Source organism: Bacteroidales bacterium (assembly GCA_016707785.1).
In the GTDB taxonomy this organism is placed as follows: Bacteria; Bacteroidota; Bacteroidia; order Bacteroidales; family UBA4417; genus UBA4417.
In genome coordinates this window covers 34,561-53,525 of the sequence record JADJGZ010000014.1, presented here as the reverse complement: position 1 = coordinate 53,525, position 18,965 = coordinate 34,561, and the positions used below count along the sequence as shown (strand labels likewise).

The 18,965-nt window shown below is 39.7% G+C and carries 11 protein-coding genes and 1 tRNA gene; 8 read left to right on the top strand and 4 right to left on the bottom strand.

The annotated features are described in order from the left end of the window. Positions 1–415 precede the first annotated feature (415 nt). Positions 416–2,458 (bottom strand): transketolase, encoded by a 2,043-nt coding sequence (locus IPH84_09515; protein MBK7173455.1) that lies wholly within the window; start codon positions 2,456–2,458, stop codon positions 416–418. A gap of 333 nt (positions 2,459–2,791) precedes the next feature. Between IPH84_09515 and IPH84_09510 the strand changes: the two genes are divergently transcribed. Beyond that, positions 2,792–5,242 (top strand): TonB-dependent receptor, encoded by a 2,451-nt coding sequence (locus IPH84_09510; GenBank protein MBK7173454.1) that lies wholly within the window; start codon positions 2,792–2,794, stop codon positions 5,240–5,242. 290 nt (positions 5,243–5,532) lie between these two features. Here IPH84_09510 and IPH84_09505 read toward each other — a convergent pair whose 3' ends face one another. Together IPH84_09505 and IPH84_09500 are read right to left on the bottom strand one after the other, a co-directional pair. Continuing rightward, a complete protein-coding gene (locus IPH84_09505; protein MBK7173453.1) occupies positions 5,533–5,859 on the bottom strand; it encodes a hypothetical protein in 327 nt (108 codons plus the stop codon). 385 nt (positions 5,860–6,244) lie between these two features. After that, the gene (locus IPH84_09500; protein MBK7173452.1) at positions 6,245–6,745 is read right to left on the bottom strand and encodes a ferritin family protein; all 501 of its coding nucleotides are present in this window, start codon (positions 6,743–6,745) and stop codon (positions 6,245–6,247) included. A 205-nt stretch (positions 6,746–6,950) separates the two neighbouring features. Between IPH84_09500 and IPH84_09495 the strand changes: the two genes are divergently transcribed. The 7 genes from IPH84_09495 to IPH84_09465 all read left to right on the top strand — a co-directional run bounded on the left by IPH84_09495 (position 6,951) and on the right by IPH84_09465 (position 13,540). Then, positions 6,951–8,348, top strand: coding sequence for a phosphotransferase (locus tag IPH84_09495; protein ID MBK7173451.1), 1,398 nt, complete (start codon positions 6,951–6,953; stop codon positions 8,346–8,348). Positions 8,349–8,550: 202 nt separating this feature from the next. Beyond that, complete coding sequence (locus IPH84_09490) at positions 8,551–8,916, top strand: hypothetical protein (GenBank protein ID MBK7173450.1); 366 nt, start codon at positions 8,551–8,553, stop codon at positions 8,914–8,916. Further along, on the top strand, positions 8,913–9,668 hold the full coding sequence (locus tag IPH84_09485) for a nucleotidyltransferase family protein (protein MBK7173449.1): 756 nt from the start codon (positions 8,913–8,915) through the stop codon (positions 9,666–9,668). Before IPH84_09490 ends, IPH84_09485 begins: the two co-directional genes overlap by 4 nt. Positions 9,669–9,793: 125 nt before the next feature. Further along, entirely contained in the window at positions 9,794–12,673 is a 2,880-nt protein-coding gene (locus tag IPH84_09480) for a PD-(D/E)XK nuclease family protein (GenBank protein ID MBK7173448.1), read from the top strand. Between the two features lie 244 nt (positions 12,674–12,917). Further along, a tRNA-Asp gene (locus tag IPH84_09475) sits at positions 12,918–12,991 on the top strand. Between the two features lie 52 nt (positions 12,992–13,043). Continuing rightward, positions 13,044–13,328 (top strand): GIY-YIG nuclease family protein, encoded by a 285-nt coding sequence (locus IPH84_09470; GenBank protein MBK7173447.1) that lies wholly within the window; start codon positions 13,044–13,046, stop codon positions 13,326–13,328. A 110-nt stretch (positions 13,329–13,438) separates the two neighbouring features. Beyond that, on the top strand, positions 13,439–13,540 hold the full coding sequence (locus IPH84_09465) for a GIY-YIG nuclease family protein (GenBank protein MBK7173446.1): 102 nt from the start codon (positions 13,439–13,441) through the stop codon (positions 13,538–13,540). Positions 13,541–13,550: 10 nt separating this feature from the next. Here the strand turns inward: IPH84_09465 and IPH84_09460 are convergent, their stop codons facing one another. Then, a complete protein-coding gene (locus IPH84_09460; protein ID MBK7173445.1) occupies positions 13,551–18,959 on the bottom strand; it encodes an alpha-2-macroglobulin family protein in 5,409 nt (1,802 codons plus the stop codon). Positions 18,960–18,965: the final 6 nt, after the last annotated feature.

The following is an 18,965-nucleotide window of genomic DNA, read 5'->3' as shown; positions in this document are numbered from 1 at the left end:
TAAAACCATTCAAATATTACTCACAATTTCCTATTTTGGAACAAAAAAACATATTTTTACTCCGATATTGGGATTGCAACTGACAAATTGCTCTAGTTATCTGAAAAAGAATTGCTTATGCAGTAAAACAACAGAATGTATTTAGCAATTAATTGATAGATGTGCAAATCCTATAATTATGACTTTCTTTAAAATAGAATAGGCAATAAAAAGGTGTCCGACTTCTGGAAGTCGGACACCTTTTTAAAATTCTGGTTTTAGTTTACAATGGAAATTATCCAAAAAATCAAATTGTACCAGTGAAAAGGTTCAAAAACAAACCTGGAATTTTTATTGATGAAAAAGTACCTGCATCTAAATGTTCAAATTTAAAACAGATAGTTCCAGTAATGAAGCAATTAATACAGCTTTGGCCTTACTTAATCCCAAGAAAATTAATTACCTGACTATAAACACTTTCTGGCGTAAACCCAAACTTCTCATCAAGTATTTTAGCTGGGGCAGAATACCCAAAATGATCAACACCCCAGATAAAGCCACTTTTACCAACAAGTCCGGAAAGTGTGACTGGCAAGCCTGCTGTGAGTCCAAAAACAGGAATGTCTCCGGGAATCACTTGTTCCTGGTATGATGCAGGTTGCTGTCGGAATAAGCCTTCAGATATTGCAGATACGATTCTTGAATTGATAGATTTTCTCTCTTTCAATAAATACGACGCCTGCACTAATGTGGAAACTTCGGAACCGCTGGCTAACAAAATAACATCAGGAATACCATCGGAATCAACAGCTATATAAGCTCCTTTCTCAGCCTGAAGAGCATCCTTGTACCTCAGGGAATCTGTTTTAGCTGGAATATCAATTATATTTTGCCTTGACAGTATCAATGCGGTAGGAGTAGACTTATTCTCCATTGCCATTTTCCAGGCAACTGAAGTTTCGTAAGCATCTGAAGGCCTTAACGCCAGCAAACTCATTTTCCCGTGATGATTCTTAAGTTGCTCCAGCAATCTGATCTGGGCTTCCTGTTCGATAGGTTGATGGGTAGGTCCATCTTCTCCAACTCTGAAAGCATCATGGCTCCATATATACTTTACAGGTAATTCCATGAGTGCAGAAAGCCTGATTGCAGGCTTCATATAATCACTAAAAACAAAGAATGTTGCACAAGCTGCCCATACACCCCCATGAAGTGCTATTCCATTACAGATCGCAGCCATGGTTAATTCGCTCACCCCGGCTTGCAGGAAGGCGCCGGAGAAATCATTTTTTGCAAATGGCCTGGTATATTTCAGGAAGCCGTCCGTTTTATCACTATTTGCAAGATCAGCAGAGCTCACGATCATATTTTCAACATGTTGAGCCAGGTAACCCAGTACTACTGAGGAAGCAGCCCTGCTTGCGATATTCTCTTTCTGAACGATTGAAGCATAATCAAGATCTGGCAATTCACCTGCAAAAAATGATTTCAATTTCAATGCTAATTCCGGATGATTTTGTTTCCATTCATTTTCTATGGATTTCCGAATAGCTGCCTGCTTGACTTTCTCCTCTTTAGTACGTAAATAGAAATCTTTAACTTCAGGAAAAACTGTAAACGGATCCTGAGGATTTCCACCCAACCCTTTGATTGTCAATTCAAATGATGCTCCGGATTCTCCTAATGGCATACCATGAGTTGCACAGTTTCTTTCATAAGAAATACCCTCTGCAGTAACAGCTCCCTTACCCATGATCGTCTTTCCAATGATGAGGGTAGGCCTTTCATTCTCTGAATTTGCTTCCTTTAAAGCGGTTCGTATCTGGTTAGCATCATTCCCATCAATCGTAATTACATTCCAGCCCCATGCCCTGTATTTCATTGCTGTATCCTCATTTGTAACAGCATTGGTTGGTGTTGAAAGCTGAATATCATTCGAGTCAAAAAACATAATCAGGTTATTCAACCCCAGAAATCCTGCAATTCGACCTGCTGATTGAGAAACTTCTTCCTGGATACCTCCATCTGAAATATAGGTATAGGTTTTATGCGACATCCATTCTCCGAATCGGGCACACAGAAACCGCTCTGCAATTGCTGCTCCTACAGCCATAGTATGCCCTTGTCCTAAAGGTCCGGATGTATTTTCAACACCTCTTGCCGGATCCGCCTCGGGATGGCCGGGAGTGCAACTTCCCCATTGCCTGAAACTTTTAAGATCCTCTAACGAGTAATTTCCTGATAGTGCCAGAACCGAATAAAGCATGGGAGACATATGACCAGGATCAAGGAAAAAGCGGTCACGCATATGCCAATTCATATCAGAAGGATCATACCTGAGGAACTCGGTATACAGGATATTGATAAAATCGGCCCCTCCCATCGCTCCTCCAGGATGTCCTGATTTGGCCTTCTCAACCATTGATGCTGCAAGAATTCTAATATTGTCAGCTGCCTTTTGGGTAATCAAATCTGTCATTACAATTTATTTAGTTTTCAGGCTTTAAAGATAGGAAATGCAATCTCACAACTATTGAATAATAACATTCTTTTATCAACATGTAACTATCTGTATATCTATTACTTGAATGACTTATTAATATTATCCGGATCATTAAACACCGCTCATTAATCGGTAAATACAGAAAGAGTAGACTGTTCATTTTCAACCTGACATTTCACTTGTTCACCTAGTGATTTCATGCTTTCACCGGAAATATTTTTAGAATGAGTAACAGCTGTCTCAATTTTGCGTCACAACAATTGATTTTTAAACTCTGAATCATTCATTCACAAAAGGCAATAAACACTCATGAAAAAACAAAACATTCTTTTAATAGTAAGCATTGTACTATTGATTCTTGCTGGCGGTTATAAAACTTTGGCTGGTGAATTTACACCCGATCCTAAAGGTGGAATTATCAATGGAAAAATCATTGATGCAGCTACCAACAAGCCAATGGAATATGTCAATATCGCTGTATATAAAGCAAATGATTCATCGATGGTTACCGGCACAATTACCTCAGAAAATGGTGAATTCAGGATTGAAAAACTTCCCCATGGCGATTATTTTGTCAAGATATCCTTCTTAGGGTTTGATAAACACCAAACTGAAAAAGTCACGATCACGCCAAATAAACCAGTGGCTGATCTTGGAATCATCAATATGTCATCGTCAAGTTCCAACCTGAGTGAGGTGTCGGTTGTCGCTGAAAAGTCAAAAGTGGAATACCAGATCGACAAAAGGGTAATAAATGTTGATCAGACCGCTGTAAATAAAGCAGGTTCTGCTGTTAATATCCTTGAAAATACTCCATCCATCCAGGTGGATCCCCAGGGAAATGTGACGCTCAGGGGAAGCTCTGACTTTATAGTCCTGATCGATGGCAAGCCCAGTGTTTTAAAAGGCAGCGATGCTTTAAAACAAATCAATGCGGCCTCTATCAAACAGATCGAAGTTATCACAAATCCTTCTGCTAAATATGATTCAGAAGGACAAGCCGGAATAATTAATATCATCCGTAAAAAAGACTACCTGCAAGGCTTAAACGGAACAATAAATACTTCCATTGGCACCACAGATAAATATACTGCCAATGCATTGATAAATTACCGTAAAGGGAAGGTGAATGTTTTTGCAGGGGTCGACTATGCTGATAATATAAATCGTGGTTATCTTACAATCAATAATACCAGCTATTTACCATCAGGAAATCAATCAGTTCAAGAAACAGCCGATCAATATTTCAAGAATGAAAATCTTACAGGGAAAGTAGGCATCGACTATGATCTGAATGATAAAAACTCCTTTACTTTTTCAGGCAGTTATGGAAAACAGGGCTATGATCGGGGTACGGATGCCAGATATAGTTACCAGCTTGGATCTTCAGACATTAAAGCATTCAGGGCCAGCTCCAATTTCATGGATGTAACCGGAAATGTGCCTAGTCTGACACTTGATTACCTTCATAAGTTCAAGGAGAATCATACCTTATCCTTCAGCTCCACCTTTTCAGCATGGGACGGGCGTGATGAAAACTTCCTTACTGAACAGATAGCTGACGAGAATTACCATGTAACAGGCTTACAATCCGATTTGAATTACGTTAAAGATAATTTTAACTACCAATATCGGTTCAATGCCGACTATAAACAGCCAGTGGGTAAAGGGACTTTGGAAATGGGCATCCAGTATCGCCATGAAGACAGGGAAGATGACCTCAGATTTTTCAACTTCGATGTAGACAGTAATGTTTGGATCCCTAATGAGCAATTCACTTATTTCCTGGATTACCTGAATGATATATATTCAGGGTATGCTACCTATTCAGGAACACAATGGGGAATTGGATATATGCTGGGACTTAGGTCAGAGTATTTCACCAGGCAGATTACTTTTACAAACGACACTGAAAAATACAACTTTGATAAATTCATGCTTTATCCCAGTGTTCACCTTTCAAAGGATATTAAAGGAAAACACCAGTTCCAGCTAAGTTACAGCAGACGAATTAATCGCCCTCAACCCTGGTTACTCAACAAACAACCCGGTTATGTTGATCCTTATAACATTTTCCAGGGCAGCCCATATCTTGAACCAGAATACACTGATGCATTTGAGTTGAACTACCGATTGGTATATAAAATCTCAACACTTTCCATTCAAACTTATTACAGGAATACATCAAACAGCTTCAATACCCTGCGATTACTCCAGGATGATGGGATCATGATTCATCAGCTGATCAATACCAACCAACAGCAATCTTATGGTTTTGAGGCCAGTATGGATTTTAACCTGACAAAATGGTGGCAGCTAAGTACAGGGGGAAATCTTTACCATTACTCCATTGAAAGTCTGGTCGAAAACAAACAAAATACAAAAGATGCCAATTCATGGGATGCCAGGCTGATATCAAACTTCACGCTGAAATGGGGAACCAGGATTCAGGGAGTAGGGTACTTCCAGGGAGCAGGAATTGATGCACAAGGCAACAGCTCAGGATTCTATACTGTAAACCTGGCAGTAAACCAACCTATTATGAAGGGTAAAGCAAATATTGGTCTCTCGGCTCAAAATGTCCTCAACTCCATAAAATTTGATTATACTGTTAAGGGAAGCAGCTTTGATAATTCATACCAGATCAGAGCCGAAGGTCCTATTTTTATGGTAACGGCATCCTATTCCTTTAATAATTTCCAGAATAAACAAAGAGGACGTGCTGATGACGCCAGTTTTAAAGGTGGTGGACTTTTTTAACATCTTGCTCATTGTAGTTATGCAAAATGAAAAATGCAAAATGAAAAATGCAAAATGAGCCAAAGGCTCCCCTTTGGGGCAAAACCAGCCTGAACGAGGGGATTTAGTCCGTTAGGCTGGCGGATGAAAAGTGCTTCATTCGGGCAGGGACAAAAGGCAACATCACCAGTTTTCAGATTTTTCCCAGCTTTGAGAAATAAAAAAACTGCGGATCAGGTATCATGATGGGGTTTAATCCATTCATCTTTCCTGATCCGCAGTAAAATATTTTGAGGAATTACCGGAATTTCTTAGGCTACTTCCTTTTTTCCGAATCTTACCATTACATTTTCCATCGATTTGATGTCATTTCTCACTTCTCTGATGGAGGCATATAAAGGTGCTAACCTTTTAGAAGCAATGAATGGATAACGATTAGCAAGAGCAATCAGGTCAATCACTTTTTTCATTGCATAGTCAAGACGAGCTTTTTTAACCTCCAGGTTTGGAGATACTTTAGCAATTTCAATTGACTCATTGATGATTTCAATCAGAAGGTCAGTTTGTTGATTAACACTTCTCCTGGTTGATTCAGTATCCTTCTTCTTTACACTGATTAAATTGGAAAATAGTTTCATTGTGAGATAGTTTGGGAGTTTTTTTTAGGTTGCATGCTCTTACTAGACACAAACATTCAGATTTGAAGAATTTTTCTGTTATACCTGATCAGAATAGGTGAATGTTATAAACTAGTTAAAACAGGGTTTTTATTATTTATTGACAATCCCTAAAAAAGTAATAGTGTAATCCAAATTTTTTTATCGTTTTCATGATGATACTATTAAAACATGCAATTATAAAAACTTGATATCCTGATTATTACATGATGTTGCTTTTTTAACTCACAATGAATTCAGATCTTTAAATACCTATTAATAAACGCAGCATTTGAGAACTTTCGGAAGATCCTGACTACAAAAAAAAAGCCTCTTTTCAGAGGCTCAGAATAAGTTTCCCTTTCGTTTAGAAAGGCCAGAATTGGTTGTCAAACCAGATATCTTCTTTTAGTTGCTCATTCAGATCGTGCAGAATCTTGTGATGACCACTTTCCCATTCAGCCAGCCATAGATAAAGTTCTTTTTCATTAGGGTCCTCTGTTTCAGCTGCGCGTTTTGAATACACCTCAACAGCCCTTGTTTCAAAATCCATTGCAGCAGAAATTGCAGCGGCCTCAAAACTGGCTGCTGAAATTTGCTTGACCAGGTCTGCATTTAAAATTTCATGAGCCACATCTTCCTGGGCCATTGATTTGTCTGGTTTCAGGAAACTGTGTTCCTTTATGTAATGACTGAATTGAACAGAAAGGAATTCTACATGGGTTTTCTCCTCTTCAGCCATGATTGAGAAAATCTTACGGGCTTCAGGACTCTGTGTCTGTTCTGCCATTTTCTCATAAAATGCCTTGCCACGCTTCTCCATAAGGATAGCAGTCTTCAAGATTTCCAGCGCTTTATTGTTTTCCATAGGTATAGTTATTTTAATTCTGTCAGAGAGAGACAACAAAGATAAATGTTTAAAGAATGAAAACTGTAGTTGAATAGAATTCCATAAAATACTTAGAAAATTATAGCTAAAAAGTCGGTAAGTTTGTAATTCGTTGAATATCATCATCGGAATAAATACCAACTACTTGGAACAGAAGCATCTGGAAGAACTTAGACGATTGTTCATGGATTGGTCAGGTGAACAAGGTATTGAAATTACTGCATTACCTGCCGCCGGATCATACAGACAATATTACCGGATAAACGGTCAGTCGAAAATTGCCATCGGGGTATATAGTCCTGACAAACAAGAAAACAGGGCATTTATGTCATTCACCAGGCACTTCCATAAATGTGGACTGGCTGTGCCTGAGATTTATTCAGAAAATACAGAAACCGATTGTTACCTGATTAGTGATCTTGGGGACCTGTCATTACTTCAGAAATTGGAGCAAGGCAGAAAAGATGGGAGACCCGACGCGGTTACGAAAGATCTTTACAAGGCTACAATTACCGAATTACCAAGATTTCAGATAGAAGCAGGCAATGACCTCGACTATAACCAGTGTTACCCCGTAAAAGAATTCGATGCGAGAAGCATGAGATGGGATCTGAATTACTTCAAATACTATTTCCTGAGGTTATTAAAAATCCCACATAACGAATATGCCCTTGAAAATGATTTTGATCGCCTTATTCTTTATTTATTAAAAGCTGGAAATCAGTCTTTTATGTATCGGGATTTCCAGGCAAGAAATATACTTATTCATAAAGGCTCTCCTCACTTCATTGATTACCAGGGTGGAAGACGAGGGCCTCTGCAATATGACCTTGCATCCTTATTATTCCAGGTGAAAGCGGCATTACCCTACGATTTTAGGGAAGAAATGCTGGAGCATTACCTGGGTTGCCTTTCCCATCACCGAAAAATTGATAATAATTCTTTCACTCAGCATTATTATGGCTTTGTATTGATTCGGTTGCTTCAGGTAATGGGAGCATATGGATTCCGCGGACATTTCGAAAGAAGAGCACATTTTCTTCAAAGCATCCCTTATGCTATCGATAATCTCCGGTGGTGGCTTGATAATGTAAAGATTGAGCCAGAACTTCCGGAACTTATCAAAGCACTGAAAACCCTAGCTGATACAGAAGTTAAATCTTTTCAACCTGGAGAAGGAGAGGGACTTACAATTTCAGTAAACAGCTTCGCTTTCAAAAATGGCCCTCCTCCTGATTATTCAGGACATGGAGGGGGCTTTATTTTTGACTGCAGGGCTTTACCTAACCCGGGCAGGTATGAGCACTTTAAGTCATATACAGGCAGAGACCCATTGGTGATACAGTTTCTGGAGAGGGAGCAGAAAGTGAATACTTTTCTGACTAACACATTCAAACTGGTTGATCAATCTATTCTGGAATACATGAACAGGGGGTTTTCAAATCTGCAGGTTAATTTTGGTTGTACCGGCGGCCAGCATCGTTCAGTTTATTGTGCCGAAAAGCTTGCCAGGTACCTTGAAGAGAAATACTCTCTGAAAGTAATCCTTTATCATACCGAACTTGACAAACAATGGTTATGATTTGCTGTTATTGTTCAGTGTAAATCTTAATGTTCAGGTTTTCATTAAAGGAAAGTGTCGAAATGACAAAAACACTATGCAAAACAAACGACTCCAGGAGATTGGAGGAAAAACAGGAAAACCCCAGGTTTAAGTGTAAAAAGTGTGGGAATAAAGCACATAAGGAAAAGCACCTTTGTAAACCTGAAACATATAAATAAGATTGGAAAAACTCGACATTGAAGTTTACAAGAACCGCACTGAAATCATTCTTCAGACTGTAGCCCAGGTAAAAAAGGACTTTTTAATGTTCGGAATGGATATTGAGTTTACCGGGAATACAGAAATGGCATATTCCGAACTGTTTCACCAATTAAGCGCCATCATTCATAACCTCCTTGAAATTGACCAGGGAAAATTAAGCGCACTGCTCTATCAGGTTGATCTCAACGAACACAAGATCAGGGAATCTATTGATCAACATCCGGAATGGAGTTATGCAGAAGTGATCTCAGAACTGGTAATCCACCGGGAATTAAAAAAGGTGATCTTAAGGAATTATTTTAAAAATCAAAAAGCCGGTTCATGAAGGCTATGATATTTGCTGCCGGGCTTGGCACACGTCTTCATCCATTCACTGAGAAACAGCCAAAAGCACTTGTAAAGGTTGGTAACACTACCATGCTTGAATTGGTTATTCATCAGCTCAAACATGCTGGCGTCACTGATATTATCATTAATGTCCATCACTTTGCTGACCAATTAATCGACTTTATTAAAGCAAATAACAATTTTGATTTACACATAGAGGTATCCGAGGAGAGAGAAGAACTTCTCGATACAGGTGGAGGGCTGAAGAAAGCATCGTGGTTTTTTAGTGATGATAAGCCTTTCATCCTGCACAATGTTGATGTGCTTAGTAATGTAAATCTAAACCAACTCCTGCAATTTCATAAAAATAATAAAGCCTTAGTAACACTGGCAGTAAGTGAAAGAACCTCTTCCCGGTATTTTCTCTTTGACAATGCTATGAAACTATCAGGTTGGGAAAATACCCGGACAAACCAGGAAATTATTGTTGATAGTAAAGCTGGCAACTTACATCGTTACGCTTTCAGTGGAATTCATATCATTGACCCATCTATCTTTGGAATGATCCAGGAAGCAGGACGATTTTCATTGATTGATCTCTATCTTCGTTTAGCCGGAAATAACCTGATACAAGGGATCGCTCATGATGCAGGTGATTGGATTGATATGGGCAAACCTGCTGATCTGGAGAAGGCTGCTCTTCTTATAAGGGCCGGAAGGTTTAAAGGACTGGAATCTTTGAATCTCTGAAGTTATCACCTAACGAGGAGTCAGAAATCAAGGTGTATGATAAATGGATCACCTTCAGGTTCACTATTCTTTGTAACTTGGCATCAGGAATTCCAACCCATTAAAATTTCCATGATCCAATATTAATGCAACCATTTCTACATCAACTTGCCGTATATCTGACTGAAAACTACAAAGATGGTCTTAGCCGGTTATGTGTTGTATTTCCAAACCGCAGGGCGGGATTATTCCTTAGTCAATACATATCAAAACAGATTAATAAACCGGTTTGGCTCCCGGATATTTTTGCACTCGAAGATTTTGTCACGCTGAAATCAGGACTCATGATCCCTGATCAGTTATCCTTGCTTGTTCAACTATACAAGACCTATCAGTCTATTGATGAAATAAAAGCCAAATCATTTGCTGAATTCCAGTCGTGGGGCACAATGCTCCTGAATGACTTTGATGAATTGGATCAATACCTTGTCGATGGTGAAGAAGTATTCGGATACCTTGATGAGATAAAAGCGATGAATCACTGGAATCCCGATGGGGAAGCACTTTCAGCATTTGAAACGGATTACCTCAAATTTTTTAATTCACTTGCTCCCATTTACAGGAACTTCAAAGAAATCCTCAATGAGAGGAATGAAGGATATTTTGGGATGGCTTTTGAACAAATGTTAAGCACCCTGGATGACCATGAATGGGATCATTGGGATACCATCATTTTTGCAGGCTTTAATGCATTAACAACTGCTGAAGAGAAACTCATCAAACATTTTATTGAGAGAGGCAAAGCTGAGGTCATCTGGGATGCAGACGCCTATTATTTAGATGATAAAAGACAGGAAGCCGGAGTATTTCTCAGAAACTTTCTGAAGGATAAAGCTTTTGGCGAACCTCGATGGATCGGACAGTCGTTCAGGAATGATTCCAAAAAAATCTCAGTAATTGGAGTGCCTGGAAACATCGGTCAGGCGAAACTGGCAGGACAATTAATCAGTGAATTGGTGGTTTCTGAAAATCCCTCCGACATTGCCCTGGTGCTTGTGGATGAGAGCCTTTTACTTCCGGTAATGAATTCAATGCCGGCAGAGTTGAATAAATTTAATGTAACGATGGGGTATCCATTAAAACTTACCCCTGCCTTTTCACTCTTTGATTCTGTTTTCAGATTATGGATACAGGCATTATATCAATCCGAAAGGCTGAATTCCGGAAAGTCAAAAAATAGCCTGAATCTCCGGTTCTATCACAAGGACATTGATCGGTTCCTAAAGCATCCTTATTTTCAGCCATTCATCAATAAAGAAAAGAAAACGCAAAATGGTTCTTCTGACTATGCCGGAAAGTCATTTCTTGCCCCGGAAGAATTCATTCATCATATACAACAATCATTGCCGGAAATATCTGGTATGTTTGAAACTGTCATCAAATCAGGTTTAGTCGATTCTTCTGCCATCCTCGATCTCATTCAGCAGTTGATCAATTACCTGCGGCCCTCAGCAAAAGCTCCTGACAACCCCAGGCATGGTAGTTCTGATGTAGACACCGAGTTCTTATATCAATTCGCTTTATTGACCCGTCAGCTCAAAAAAGCAGTGCAGGAAACTGATTTACTGGATGGAGTTGGTACTTTATACGAAGTATTCAAATCGCAGGCTTCAGCTTTAAGACTTCCTTTTTATGGTGAGCCACTTAATGGATTACAGATGATGGGCGTTCTTGAAACCAGGACTTTGGATTTTAAGAATGTCATCATGCTGTCAGCGAATGAAGGCATGATTCCTAAAGGAAAACACCAGAACACATTTATTCCGTTTGAAGTAAGGAAAGCCTTTAACCTCCAGCTATACAGTGAGAGGAATGCAGTATTTTCCTATCACTTCTACCGGCTTCTGCAGCGGGCAGAAAATGTTTACCTTTTATATAATACGGAAGGAACAGACTTAGGAGGTGGTGAAAAGAGCCGGTTTATTACACAAATTCAACTCGAACTGCCTCAATACAACCCAGCCATCACTATTTCAGAGTCTATTTGCGCCATTCCTCCAGAAAAGGCTAAGGAGACCGTTATTGAGATCAGAAAGACTGCTGATATACAATTAAAGCTAAAACAGCTGGCAGAACGTGGATTTTCACCGACAGCCTTAAGCAAATACCTGAATTGTAGTCTCCAGTTTTGCTATTCCCAGGTGATGGAAATCAAGGAGCCCGAGGAAGTAGAAGACACTTTGGATGCAGCCACTCTTGGGGAAGCAGTTCATGAGGCTCTTTACCAGGTATTCTTACCTTTCAAACACAACATCATCACCACCAAGGAAATTGATGCTATAATTCCTACAGCAATTGCCAATGTAAAGAAGGTTTTCGCTTCCCGGTTTAAGCAGAATGACATGGATTCAGGAAAAAACCTCCTGATCCTGAAGGTAGCTGAAAACATGGTTAAAAGGTTTCTTATTGCTGAGAAAGAGCATCTTGAAGAAGCTGATTCTTCCGTAACAGGAATAGAAATTATTCAACTGGAAGAGTGGTTGAATTCTGAAATTGAAATCCAGGATCTAAATTCTGAAATACCACTAAAGGTGTTGCTGCGGGGGAAAGCAGACAGAATTGATCGGATTGGAAATAAAATCAGGGTGATTGATTATAAAACAGGGTTAGTTGATAAAAATGATTTAAAAATTGAGAATGTAGAGCAGCTCAGAGAGATGGATAACCCTTCAAAATTACTGCAACTATTGATTTATGCCTGGATGTACAGGAAGATGAACAATAACTCATGGCCTGCAAACATTTCACTGGTATCCGGTATCATCTCCTTACGCCAGTCCTCTCAGTACCTGATTAATGCTACCATTAATAAAACCGATGATCTCTCTGATCAAATCATTGCAGATATCGAAATGCTTATTTACTCCATAGTTGAGGATATATTTAATCCTAATACTTCCTTTCAACAGACAGAAAACCTGGATCATTGTACCTATTGTCCTTATAAATCCCTTTGTAACAGGTAACAAAGTACTCATTTTTAGAACAATAGATAATATTTCCAGTTTTTTTCCAAAAATCCAATCAATTATTTTTACAATCCTGAAATTGTTTTATCTTTGCAGTCCTTTAACGAGAGTTCTTTAAAATATTGGTTCGGTAGTTCAGTTGGTTAGAATACGTGCCTGACATCTCGTCACGAGTGACGGGACGGGTTCGAGTCCCAACAACAAGTACTGAAATAAAATTAACAGCGTTCATTAAAATATTGGTTCGGTAGTTCAGTTGGTTAGAATACGTGCCTGTCACGCACGGGGTCGCGGGTTCGAGTCCCGTCCGGACCGCAAAAAGGGAGCATTTGCTCCCTTTTTTCATTTATACTATTCATTATTTATTATGCCTTATTACGTTTATATCATTTTTTCACAGTCTGTCAATGAATACTACAAAGGAGTTTCTGAGGATCCTTTGAGAAGATTTACTGAACATAACTCCAACAAAAGTCGTCATACTGCACTTAAAGGTCCATGGGTGCTGGTTTATTTGCATTCCTATGAAACCAAAAGGGACGCCTTAATTGAAGAACTTCGGCTTAAGCGACTGAAAGTTAGGTCTATTGAGAAATTGATTCAATCGGAGATGAATTCTGTTAAAGACTTTAATAAACAAGAAATTGGTTAGAATACGTGCATGGCATCCCGTCTCGTCACTGGTGACGAGACGGGACGGGTTCGAGTCCCGTCCGGACCGCAAAAGCCCTCAAATTGAGGGCTTTTTTTATTTAATTTATCATGTTTTACATATACATCATCAAATCAAAAACCTCTGGCCAATTTTACAAAGGCTTCACCTCCAATCCTGTTGCCAGACTCTACGAACACAATGCTGGTTAGCATTCCGGAATCATTCAACCAGGAATACCTGGCTGCCCGAAAATGAATTGTAACTTGCATTATACATTGCATCAGCGGTAACCGGGCCTACTGTAAACTGCCCTTTGCCTACTACCCTCACAGTGTAATAAAAATACTTGATTTCGGAATTTAAACCAGTGAAGTAGGAAATCCTGTCATCCCTGATGTCCACATAATCCGCCTGGTCTTTGGATTTTATCCAGGAAAATTCCCGTTCAGCTACTAGCCTTGAATTCTCAATTTCAAAACATGCGGGTAATAAATCAGTGATGGCAACATTTTCAATTGATTTCCCGGTAATCGCCTGGGCAGATATCTCTACAACCACCAACTCATTTTGCTTAAATCTTCCCTGGCTTACTTCGCGGCCATTCCTGTCAAGATACCTCTTCCGAACCTTTATATAATTGTCTTTGGCCCCCTTGGGAACTACAGTACTGATACCCGATAATTCATAGGAATAATACAGCATCCCACTTCCGGAAGCGGCAATAGAAACTGTTTTATTAAGCAAATCATCTTTAAACCGAATATCCTTGTTATTAAATGAACCAATTGGTTTGCTATTTATCTTGACGGATGCATTAATATTGGAATTCATGGCCTTTCTGACCTGCTTCCCAACTGCCAGTAAGGTAAAAGCATTTTCCTGGGTAGTATAATAATAATTAGGACGTTTAGCTTCTTCCACTATTTGTCCCATTAACTCTCCCACTTGTGGATTTTCGGGATCAGCTTCAAGTATTGCATTCAACGAAATAGCCAGATCACGAAGGTAGGACCCATAGTATCCTGAAGAAGCTGGCTCAGCTCTCTCTGCACCAAATGCCCTGGGAAGAGTGGATTGATAGCTTTTGCGATCACCGGCAAGCAAGAATGATGAGGCAAGCAGGTATCGGCTTTCAGGAGATAGTTGATTAGCCTGGCTTTTGTAGAAATTCATTACCGAAACTGACGGTCTGTCAGCAATTGCAAGAACATATAAAGAATAAAATATTTCCTGTCGTGGAACTTTTTTCGACTTCAGCACATTATTCTCATAATAGAACCAGGTATTCATCTCCTTTTCTTTAACCTTCTGTTCAAGGAATCCCAAACCTCCTTCCACTACTTTCCTGTTAACATCGAATCCTGCTTTCTGAGCCTCCATCAGGAAGTGAATGGCATAAGCACTTGGCCACCAATCAGCAATACCACCATTTTCCCACAAACTAAACCCACCATTGTAGAGTTGCATGGATTCTATTTTGAGAATCGCCTGCTGAACATTGTGATCCGAATTATTATTGTGAAAAGAATCATCATTCTTCGCTGTACCCATGTACTGAACAAGGTCTTTGAAATATAACTGCGGAAAAGCCACAGAAACAGTCTGTTCAAGGCATCCATAGGGATATCTTAACAACTGGTTGAGATTGGTGAGAAATCTGCCAACAGGTGATCTTGTTATATAAAGGCTCGATTGAACAGATGATGGAATCAGTTCTCCTCCAGTTTTAAATGTACCTGTTGATCCGGCCTTAACAGCACCAGATCCGGTTGAGAATGTCAAACCTCCGGCAGGCCTTACTGGTAACACAATCTCCTGTGAAAATGATTGTCCCAGTGCCTTCACTTTTAAGGTAACGGTAGCATTTCCCGAATTGGCAAGTGCCTGAATTTCAAAATCAACAGTTTCCTCTTTCCCGGCTTTCAGGTATAATTTACTGGATTTTGAACTAACCACCGAAAGTGGTCCGCTGGTTTGAATCTGTACCTCCGCATTCCCGCCGGAGGCCGTGGTATTTGTTAAGGACGCCGACATCTTTACCTTATCACCCGGACTAAGAAACCGGGGCAATGCCATGCTGATAACCACAGGATCAGCAACTTTCATCATATGTTCAGCCACACCAAATTTATTATCCTTATAGGCTACTGCCATTACCCTTAATGCACCTGAAAATTGAGGAATATCAATGGGGAAGCTAACCTGGCCTGAATGATTAGCTTTCATTATACCGCTCCATTTTGAGATGAGTTTCACTCTTTCATTGGTCAGCGGATTGATCCTTCGTGAAAGATCGAAAGCCTCTCCCCCAGCGACACTTGAGCTGGATCTCATTTCAGGCATAAGCAGGGCATACACATCAAAAGAACTGACTCCCAGGGCCCTTTTCTGATAAAACCAGGCATATGGATCCGGTGTTTTAAAGTCAGTTACTTGCAGTATCCCTTCATCAACAACAGCTATCGTTACCTCAGCATTTGGGATGGTATTTAAAGTGATTATCTGCCTGACACCAGATCGCGACTTCTCTGCAGCCTTTATCCCTACCTTTAGTTTTAGATCCGGATCATCTACTTTCAATGAAATGACTCCATGTGCAACTGTTAAAGGCATGAACTCATCCAGGGTTTTTCTGAAAGCGGTAGCATCAATATAAATATTGGGGAGATGAGCTTTGGAAACGGAAATATCCAGGCTGGCTGATTTATTCTTTAATTCAATGTATTTGTATTCCAACACGTTATTCTGCTCATATGTGACAAGCATCTGTCCATCGAAAGGAGCCTTAAATAACAATTTAGCCTTTTCTCCCGGTTTGTAGTTCTGTTTATCACATGTAATGGTAATCTCGCCATCCCGATCCACCTCAAAGGATGAAAAATCAGTATCTCCCCATCCATAAGCATAAAATGAATGGGACACATAATTCACACTTCCGGGAATTGCAATCCGCACTTCATATTCTCCCGATCTGCCTGGTACAAATGGCAGATTTAACCCATTCCCGGCGAAGTTCATCTCCTTTGAAAAAACAACTGTTTCCTTGCGTTGCGACACATAATTATACCGGTTGTAACCACGTTCAATTACAGTTTCATACCTTGAATAAATTATTGTTATTGCTGCTTTGGCTGATTTCACAGCTTTACCCTCCTTATCAACAGCCACAAAACTGAAATTGAGAGGCTTACGGGTATTCACCCATCGGTCTTGCTCCTTGATCCCAAAAAACAATCCCTGGGTAGGAATGGTTACAATATTCAAGCGATTTACCGGCCGGCCCGTTTCATCAAATACAGTACTGAAAATCGAGCCTTCCAGGATTCCGATATTTTCGACGGTTGGAACAATGATCTCCTGCTCAGCTTTACCAGCCTGATCGGTCACTGTTTCCTGAACCAGGCTTGTCAATACCGGCAAATTTTGTGTGGTGATCCCAAAATTATACTGAGGGAACGCTTTAGGTTGCAGTTGCTTTCTCATTAAGCGTAATTCCGTCTCTACTTTCTTTCCGGATGCAACTGTACCAAACAGATTCTCCGCGAGGGTGGATACCTTTATTTTTTCTCCGGGATTATATACCTGTTTATCTAATTTGACACTAACTTTTATTCTGTCAGGGACAAACTCTTCCACAGAGATGCGCCTGGATTCGAGTAGAATATTGTTTGCAGAATATACCTCAATCAAATAGGTACCCGTCATAGCCTGGGGAGGAATATAAAAGGAACTTGCTGCGGATCCATTCTCACTTAATTGTTTCTTCAACGAAATGAATTCTTTCCCGCCTGGATTAATTAGTTTAATTTTTAATGGAATGTTCTTCACCGTCTCCCAGCGCAAGGTTCTGACCAATACATTGATGTTTACTGAATCTCCGGGACGGTAAAGATTGCGGTCACCATAAATGAACACATCATATTCCAGGGCATTTACACTCTTTCCTCCTACTTCAAACCTGGAAGTTTCAACCCTTGAATTATTTAATAGTATGAAGTTAAAATCGCTTTCCTTTCTCACACTCACCATTCCAAGCTGAAATCCCGCAGCCAGCTGATCCTTATTCTTCATCACCGCTACACCATAATTATCAGTAATTGCAGTAAATATTTTCTGATTGTTGGTGCTGATGAAATCAACTTTAGCGCTTTTTACAGGACTGGCATCTTTCAAAGAGTTCACAAAAACCATGACTTGCTCAGAACCTTGTTTCACAATCATCCCCATGTCACTGAGAGATAGCAGCTGAACATCCTGTAACCACCTGCGATCCGTTGATTCTACTTTAACCAGGAATACCCCTTTGAAAGGATCAGAAAATTGTAACTCATCCAGATCCAGGTTCAGGAGCGAAATATTCCCGTTTTTAGGTAATGAACGGGTCTGCACTACTTTGGTCATTACCGGCTTGCCATAGTTTTCATCAAATGAATAGCCATACATGTCGTAGTATTCATCATTATCATATACATAATCCCAGTTTTTCCCCTGCCGCATATAATGCTGAATATTATTCTCAAAGATTTTAAATACAGAAACCTTAATAACAGGGACATTTATGATACTGATGGCGAGATTTCTATAACCTCTTGATGACAAATACATTGCAGTCTCATCCATGAATCCGACAAATGGTTCAATCGCTCCAAATGCAACTGTCTCAACATATTCCTCATCAAGTGTTTTACCAAATACACTTTTTAATGACGGGCCTATTCTCAGTGTATAAGCTTGATTCTCATGAAAATTACCTTTAATAAGAAATCCTCCTGAAAGGGTGGACACAGTGAATTCAACAGCTGGATCCACGCTCACAGCCCCGGCGAGTCCCTCTTCAATTACAGGTTGAGTAGTAAAAACTGATATAATTCCTTTGCCAACATCAAAACCGGTTTCCACCGATGAAATTGAAAGTTGGTCTTTTGAAGGAATATTGAATGAATGGGTGATAATCTTTTGGGTTAAAGCGTTTCCGCCAGAAGAAGGCATTCCCACAGAAATACTGAGTTTACCTTCCGCATTCTCTGCAAACTCACCATTTTCAGGTTTTAATGCGATTTCAATAGTTTCACTTTCAGAAGTAGTAAGAATCGAATAGGGAATAGTTTTACCTTCAACCTGGATAGTTGCATGAGGCTGAAGTTTAACGGGCAATACCGGATTATTAAATGAAAGCTGTAACCTCGCTTCAACCTTTGCTGCAGGATCATCACTTAAAGCCCAGAACGTATTGATGGATGTAACATCCAGGTATGGCGTGTGGAATAAAAACGGATCGCTTTCGAGCTTATAATTTTTCTTTATTTTACCCAATAATGCGGGTAAAAGGGTTGCCTTGTAATTAGTCGATGGGCTCATCTGCCCGGATGGAGAAAAAGTAAGTTCATTTTTGGCAGTCCACATGAACTTCCCCTGTATCCCGGGTTCAAATCGCATGTATACAGTAGTATCCCATTTATTCAGGAAAGAAGTATCTGCCAGGAGTTCTTTATTGAATGTAAAGACAAGATTCTGAGCTCGCTGAACCTCTTCATCAAAATTTGTCTTTTTAATCCTTACTGTATTAAAGTTTGTGCAGGATGAAGCCAGAATGGCAATCATCAAAAGATTGAAAATGGTCCTTTTCATGGGAGA

What these genes read in the sequence shown, in the direction of transcription:
- IPH84_09515 (MBK7173455.1), bottom strand. Translation starts at nt 2,458, where the DNA reads ATGACAGATTTGATTACCCAAAAGGCAGCTGACAATATTAGAATTCTT.
- IPH84_09510 (MBK7173454.1), top strand. Translation starts at nt 2,792, where the DNA reads ATGAAAAAACAAAACATTCTTTTAATAGTAAGCATTGTACTATTGATT.
- IPH84_09505 (MBK7173453.1), bottom strand. Translation starts at nt 5,859, where the DNA reads ATGAAACTATTTTCCAATTTAATCAGTGTAAAGAAGAAGGATACTGAA.
- IPH84_09500 (MBK7173452.1), bottom strand. Translation starts at nt 6,745, where the DNA reads ATGGAAAACAATAAAGCGCTGGAAATCTTGAAGACTGCTATCCTTATG.
- IPH84_09495 (MBK7173451.1), top strand. Translation starts at nt 6,951, where the DNA reads ATGGATTGGTCAGGTGAACAAGGTATTGAAATTACTGCATTACCTGCC.
- IPH84_09485 (MBK7173449.1), top strand. Translation starts at nt 8,913, where the DNA reads ATGAAGGCTATGATATTTGCTGCCGGGCTTGGCACACGTCTTCATCCA.
- IPH84_09480 (MBK7173448.1), top strand. Translation starts at nt 9,794, where the DNA reads ATGCAACCATTTCTACATCAACTTGCCGTATATCTGACTGAAAACTAC.
- IPH84_09470 (MBK7173447.1), top strand. Translation starts at nt 13,044, where the DNA reads ATGCCTTATTACGTTTATATCATTTTTTCACAGTCTGTCAATGAATAC.
- IPH84_09465 (MBK7173446.1), top strand. Translation starts at nt 13,439, where the DNA reads ATGTTTTACATATACATCATCAAATCAAAAACCTCTGGCCAATTTTAC.
- IPH84_09460 (MBK7173445.1), bottom strand. Translation starts at nt 18,959, where the DNA reads ATGAAAAGGACCATTTTCAATCTTTTGATGATTGCCATTCTGGCTTCA.